At 40.9% G+C, this 5,850-nt stretch carries 6 protein-coding genes; 3 read left to right on the top strand and 3 right to left on the bottom strand.

Annotated features, from left to right (window positions below; genetic code table 11):
* Positions 1-170: 170 nt before the first annotated feature.
* The 3 genes from rpmG to radC form a co-directional block, all read right to left on the bottom strand.
* The gene (rpmG, locus tag B2R65_RS16975; RefSeq protein ID WP_004587947.1) at positions 171-326 is read right to left on the bottom strand and encodes a 50S ribosomal protein L33; all 156 of its coding nucleotides are present in this window, start codon (positions 324-326) and stop codon (positions 171-173) included.
* 11 nt (positions 327-337) lie between these two features.
* Entirely contained in the window at positions 338-574 is a 237-nt protein-coding gene (rpmB, locus tag B2R65_RS16970; RefSeq protein WP_004587946.1) for a 50S ribosomal protein L28, read from the bottom strand.
* Between the two features lie 270 nt (positions 575-844).
* A complete protein-coding gene (gene radC / locus B2R65_RS16965) occupies positions 845-1,519 on the bottom strand; it encodes a RadC family protein (RefSeq protein WP_024033348.1) in 675 nt (224 codons plus the stop codon).
* Between the two features lie 144 nt (positions 1,520-1,663).
* On the opposite strand from radC, the gene coaBC reads away from it, so the two are divergent.
* The 3 genes from coaBC to B2R65_RS16950 all read left to right on the top strand — a co-directional run.
* Entirely contained in the window at positions 1,664-2,857 is a 1,194-nt protein-coding gene (coaBC, locus tag B2R65_RS16960; RefSeq protein WP_064384813.1) for a bifunctional phosphopantothenoylcysteine decarboxylase/phosphopantothenate--cysteine ligase CoaBC, read from the top strand.
* Between the two features lie 97 nt (positions 2,858-2,954).
* Positions 2,955-3,542 (top strand): nucleoid occlusion factor SlmA, encoded by a 588-nt coding sequence (gene slmA / locus B2R65_RS16955; protein ID WP_004587943.1) that lies wholly within the window; start codon positions 2,955-2,957, stop codon positions 3,540-3,542.
* A gap of 158 nt (positions 3,543-3,700) precedes the next feature.
* A partial coding sequence (locus B2R65_RS16950; RefSeq protein ID WP_286744613.1) for a S9 family peptidase occupies positions 3,701-5,850 on the top strand: 2,150 nt, incomplete at its 3' end.

The following is a 5,850-nucleotide window of genomic DNA, read 5'->3' as shown; positions in this document are numbered from 1 at the left end:
GTAAGCTGTAAAAATAATGACCTTGTGGGTTTTACCTGCAAGGTTTTTTTATGCCTAAATTATATCTGTAGATTTAATAAAATATTTTAGGGGCTGTTTAATATTGATAAGTGCTAAAAACAAAAAACCCAGCATAAGCTGGGTTTTTACAATTCTGAAAGAAAACTAAATTACTTGATTTTAGCTTCTTTGAAAATCACATGTTTACGAGCCTTAGGATCGAACTTTTTGATTTCCATCTTTTCAGGCATGTTACGCTTGTTTTTGTCGGTAGTGTAGAAAAAACCAGTACCAGCAGTTGAAACTAAACGGATTTTATCGCGCATGATTCAGTTCCTTAAACTTTTTCGCCGCGAGCACGGATATCTGTAAGTACCGCGTCGATGCCTTTTTTATCGATAATACGCATACCTTTAGTAGTAGTGCGTAGTGTTACAAAACGTTTTTCACTTTCAACCCAAAAACGGTGTGTTTGTAGGTTAGGTAGGAAACGACGTCTAGTCGCGTTTCTCGCGTGTGAACGGTGATTACCAACCGTTGGACGCTTACCTGTAACTTGACATACTTTAGACATGTCTATATATCTCCAATAACTTCGCTCGAGCTTAATTTAACCTAAGGCCATGTATTTGTGCCCTAGATAAATCGAAGGGCGCTCTTTATACAGCTTTTACAGGCAAAGATCAAATACTGATCTATCCAACCAGCTCATATGTAAATTTGATAGCGGCTAATTATAAAGATCGAATGCCCTTAGGGAAAGTAAAAACTGCATTTAAATTAAACTAATTTGCTAAAACCGTCCAAACCGCTCATTTTTAACACACTTATTCATCAAGCAACCTTAAATCAAGCCTCGCTGTGCAAAAGAAACACACGTTTCTCCTCCTACAATGATGTGATCAAGCACATTTATGTCTACTAATTGCAGTGCTTGTTGTAATTTATTAGTGATAAGTTTGTCTGCTTGGCTTGGTTCGGCAATCCCGCTTGGGTGATTGTGTGCCAAAATAATGGCCGCAGCATTATTTTTTAAGGCCGCTTTTAGAACTTCTCTGGGGTAAACGCTGGCTGAGTTTATCGTGCCATAAAACAAAATTTCGTCTTTTACTAAACGGTTTTGGCTATCAAGATAAAGCACCATAAACACTTCTTGCTGTAGCCCGCGCATTTGCAGCGTTAAATATTCATACACCGCATTTGGTGAATTAAACACCGCATCGCGCTGGCAACGCTCCTGCATGTAACGCTGACTCAGCTCAAGCACCGCTTGCAATTGCACATATTTTGCCATCCCTAACCCTTTTTGTGCGCAAAACTCATCTTGGCTGGCGTTAAATAAATTATGCAATGTTTTGTTTTCGTTAAGCAGGTGCTGTGCAAGCTCAATCACATTCATACCGGGTAAACCCGTACGCAAAAATATCGCTAATAACTCAGCATCGGTCAATGCTTTAGGGCCTTTTGCAATGAGTTTTTCGCGTGGGCGAAGTGAGTTAGGTAACGATGTTAATTGCATTATTCATCCTTGATGATTAAAAAACAGTCTTATAACTGTAATGCAATTTTTAAAATTAGCCTGATTATTTAATCCTAAAAACTTAGCTCAAAGCACAAAGATTTGTTATTTTAGCCTGCATATACACTCAAGCAAAAAACACTCATGACTAACTTAACAAACAAAAAAATCGTACTTGGCATCACCGGCGGCATTGCGGCCTATAAATGTGCAGAGCTCGTTAGGCGCTTAAAAGAGGCAGGTTGCGAAGTAAAAGTAGTTATGAGCGAGTCAGCTAAGCATTTTATAACCCCATTAACCATGCAAGCGGTGAGTGGTGAAATGGTGTCTGATTCATTGCTTGACCCCTCAGCAGAGGCTGCAATGGGCCACATAGAATTTGCCAAATGGGCTGATTTAATTTTGGTCGCGCCTGCAACGAGTAATACCATTGCCAAAATGGCCGCCGGCATAGCCGATGATTTACTTACCACACTATTACTGGCAACCCCTGCTAAAGTGGCAATAGCCCCAGCAATGAACCAGCAAATGTATGCACACCCTGCAACACAAGCAAATTTAACCACTTTAAAAGCACGTGACGTACTTATTTGGGGCCCAGGCAAAGGTGAGCAAGCCTGTGGCGATGTAGGAGCTGGGCGCATGCTAGAGCCGCATGAGCTTGTGGCTTTGTGCACTGCTACAGAGCAGCCGCAATTATTAGCAGGTAAAACCATTACAATTACGGCAGGGCCAACCCGCGAGCCGCTTGACCCTGTACGTTTTATCTCTAATCACAGCTCTGGAAAAATGGGCTTTGCCCTGGCTGAGGCCGCTTTAAAGCTTGGTGCTCATGTCAATTTAATTTCAGGGCCTGTTACTATCAAGGCCCCTGTTGGCGTTAATTTAATAAACATTGAAAGCGCTGAGCAGCTATTAAATGAGTCATTAACCTATGCCCCACTCTCTGATGCTTTTATTGGTTGTGCAGCCGTAGCCGATTATAGAGCGGCTAATGTAGCGACTCAAAAAATGAAAAAACAAGGCGATGAGCTTACCCTCACCCTTGTTAAAAACCCCGATGTAATAGCCGCCGTGGCAAACTTAACGCAAAACCGCCCTTACACTGTGGGTTTTGCTGCTGAAACGCAAAATGTGGAGAGCTATGCAAAGGGTAAACTTAAAAATAAAAATCTCGATATGATCTGCGCTAACGATGTATCGCAAAGTGGTTTAGGGTTTAATTCCGATCACAATGCTTTAACACTTTACTGGCAAAATGAGCAGTTAGCACTTGCGGTAAATAGTAAAACACGCATTGCTCTTGAGGTAATTAAACAACTTGCCAAGCAACTATAAAGTGCTGGAAACAAACTGAATAAAACATTAACATAAGCCACTCATTTGAACAAAAAATGATTAGCAGCTAAAAATAACAAATAAAAAAGGAAGGTTCATGCCTGCGACAAAAAGAAGTAATCGCAAAGAGCAAATACTGCAAGCCCTCGCGCAAATGTTAGAAACCAGCCCAGGACAACGAATTACAACTGCAAAGCTTGCTGCTGAAGTGGGTGTGTCTGAAGCTGCGCTTTACCGTCACTTTCCAAGTAAAGCACGTATGTTTGAAGGCCTAATAGAGTTTATCGAAGACACGCTTTTATCGCGCATTAACCTTATTTTAGAAAACGAAAAAGAAAGCCAAACACGCGTTTATAATATTTTGTTGTTGCTACTAACGTTTGCAGAAAAAAACCCAGGTATTACACGCATACTTACCGGCGACGCCCTACAAGGCGAGCAAGAGCGTTTACGCGAACGTGTACAAGGGCTATTTGAAAAGCTAGAAACGCAATTTAAACAAGTACTGCGCGAGCGCAAACTTCGTGAAGGTAAAACCTTTCAAAGTGACGAACTCACCCTTGCTAACTTTTTACTGGCCTATGTTGAAGGTAAAATGAACCAGTTTGTGCGCAGCGACTTTAAAGTAAAACCAAGTTCGCAATTTGAAAAACAATGGCCTGAACTACAAAAAATTTGGTTATAACCTTACTTTATTATTTTACCGTTAGCGCTAGTTAATCGCGCTAACGTTTACCCTTTCGTCCCTTTTCTTATACCGCTTATCTGATCCGCTCGAAATATAAACCAAACTCGCTACAATACTTATTACATTAAAAGTACTGTGAAAAACGAGAATCAATAATGAAAACAACGCTCACCTTTTTAAGCTCTGCACTGCTTGCAAGCTTAGCGAGCCCGGCTGCTTGGGCTCAAAAGCCGTTAGAATTTAAAGACGTATTCGATTTTAAGTACGCAAAAAACACCCAACTTTCAGATGATGGTAAAATCCTCAGCTTTAGCGCTAAGCCTTACCGTGGCAATGCAAATGGGCAAGTTTATGACTTAACAACAAACACCCTCATTAGCACCGTGGAGCGCGGCACCAAGCCCGTTATTAACAAAGCGGCTAATTGGGTGGCATTTACACAAGTACCCACCCTGCTTGAGCAAGAGACCAGCGAGAAAAAGTCATCACTTAAAAACAACCTCATTTTAGTCAATACCCAAACCGGCGAAAAACAGCAATTTGCCGACGTAAAAGACTATGTTTTAGGTAACAATGGCCAGTGGCTTGCTTATCGAGTTGATAAAAAAGCAGAAAAAGACACACCCACTGAAGATAACAGCGAAGAAAAAAGCGCTATCACACCAGATAAAAAAGATAAAAGCTTTGAGCTAGTAATAATAAACTTAAAAAACAGCACCACCCACAGCTTAAATAATGTATTTAGTTATGCGCTAAGCCCAAGTGACACTCAGCTACTTGCCAGCCAAAGCTTTAGTGATGGCAACAACAATCAGCTTGTACTGCTTGAACTTAATAATAACTTTGCGCAAAGCGTATTAATTGATGAGCCAGGCGTGGTTGCACAATCAATTAGTTGGCACCCTGATAAAGAAATAGCCGCATTTAACCTCGGTAACTACGTAAACGATGATGAGCGTCGCAGACAATACTCTCTAAAGCTTTGGCAAAATAACACCCTTAGCACTATCGACTCCCCTAATAAAGAATGGGTTATAGGTAAAACAGCATCGATTAGCTGGTCTGAAAATGGCGAGCGCTTATATTTTGAAAACCACCCAAAGCTGGCCGCTAAAATAAAAGCAAAAGAGTACACCGACGAAGCATCACTGTACGACTTTGACACGATTCGTGAACATAAAGCGCTAAACGTGTGGCACAACAACGATGCCCAAATAAAACCACGAGAAGAGCAACAGTGGAACAAGGTTAATAAAAACCGCCATTACAGCGCCGTTTTTCATTTAAAAAGCCAAAAAGCAGTACAACTAAGCAATGAAAAAGTCAGCGATTTAGCGCTTAACATTAACCGTAGCCAAAGTGTATTAGGCTACTCTAACCAAGCCCACCTAGAAAAAATTATGTACGGTGGCTTTTTTGCCGACTACTACAGCATAAACATTAATACCGGTGAGCAAACTCCCATTATTAAAAATTCACCGTTTACACCAAGCCTTGCACCTAATGGGCGCTATGCGGTCTACTTTGCACAAAGCCAAGTACAACTTAAAGATTTAAAAACCAATAAAGTTACCGCCCTTAGCAAAGCTATTAATGCCACGTTTGCCGATGACAAACACGACTATCCATCACCGCAACCTGGCTATGGGTTTGCCGGTTGGTTAAATAACAGCAGCCAAGTATTGGTTTATAGCAAATACGATATTTGGGCGTTTGATGTCAACACTCAACGCGCTGAGCGTTTAACTAATGGTAAACCAAGCAATACACAATATCGCGTTATTAAGCTTGATAAAAACCAAGTAGGCTTTGCTCAAAACGATACATTACTTGTATCAGCCGTTAACTTACAATCAAAGCAACGTGAAGTAGCCAAGCTTGATTTAGCCTCACAAACGGTTACTAATGTACTGAGTGGCAAAAAACGTATTGATGTAGTTAAAAAGGCAAAACATGCCGATAAATACCTCTTTACCGAGCAAACATATCATCAGTTTCCTGATTACTACCAAAGCGACTTTAGCTTTACAGCGCCTAAAAAAGTTACCCACTTAAATCCACAAATGGCGGGTTTTTCCTGGGGCGAAAAGCCTGAGCTAATTCGCTACAAAGGCTTTGATGGCGAAGACCTACAAGGGGTATTAATTAAACCTGCAGGTTACAAAAAAGGCGATAAAGTGCCCGTTGTTGTGTATTTTTACCGCTACATGAGCCAGCGCATGTATGATTTTCCTAAAATGGAGCTAAATCATCGTCCTAACTTCCCTATGTTTACCTCAAATGGTTATGCAATCTTTTTACCTGA

The organism is Pseudoalteromonas sp. UBA2102, from assembly GCF_002331165.1.
In the GTDB taxonomy this organism is placed as follows: domain Bacteria; phylum Pseudomonadota; class Gammaproteobacteria; order Enterobacterales; family Alteromonadaceae; genus Pseudoalteromonas; species Pseudoalteromonas atlantica.
The sequence above is the reverse complement of the archived record's forward strand: the minus strand, read 5'-3'. Positions and strand labels throughout refer to the sequence as shown.

Coding starts and splice junctions, on each gene's coding strand:
- coaBC (WP_064384813.1), top strand. CDS start 1,664: ATGACTAACTTAACAAACAAAAAAATCGTACTTGGCATCACCGGCGGC.
- radC (WP_024033348.1), bottom strand. CDS start 1,519: ATGCAATTAACATCGTTACCTAACTCACTTCGCCCACGCGAAAAACTC.
- rpmG (WP_004587947.1), bottom strand. CDS start 326: ATGCGCGATAAAATCCGTTTAGTTTCAACTGCTGGTACTGGTTTTTTC.
- rpmB (WP_004587946.1), bottom strand. CDS start 574: ATGTCTAAAGTATGTCAAGTTACAGGTAAGCGTCCAACGGTTGGTAAT.
- slmA (WP_004587943.1), top strand. CDS start 2,955: ATGCCTGCGACAAAAAGAAGTAATCGCAAAGAGCAAATACTGCAAGCC.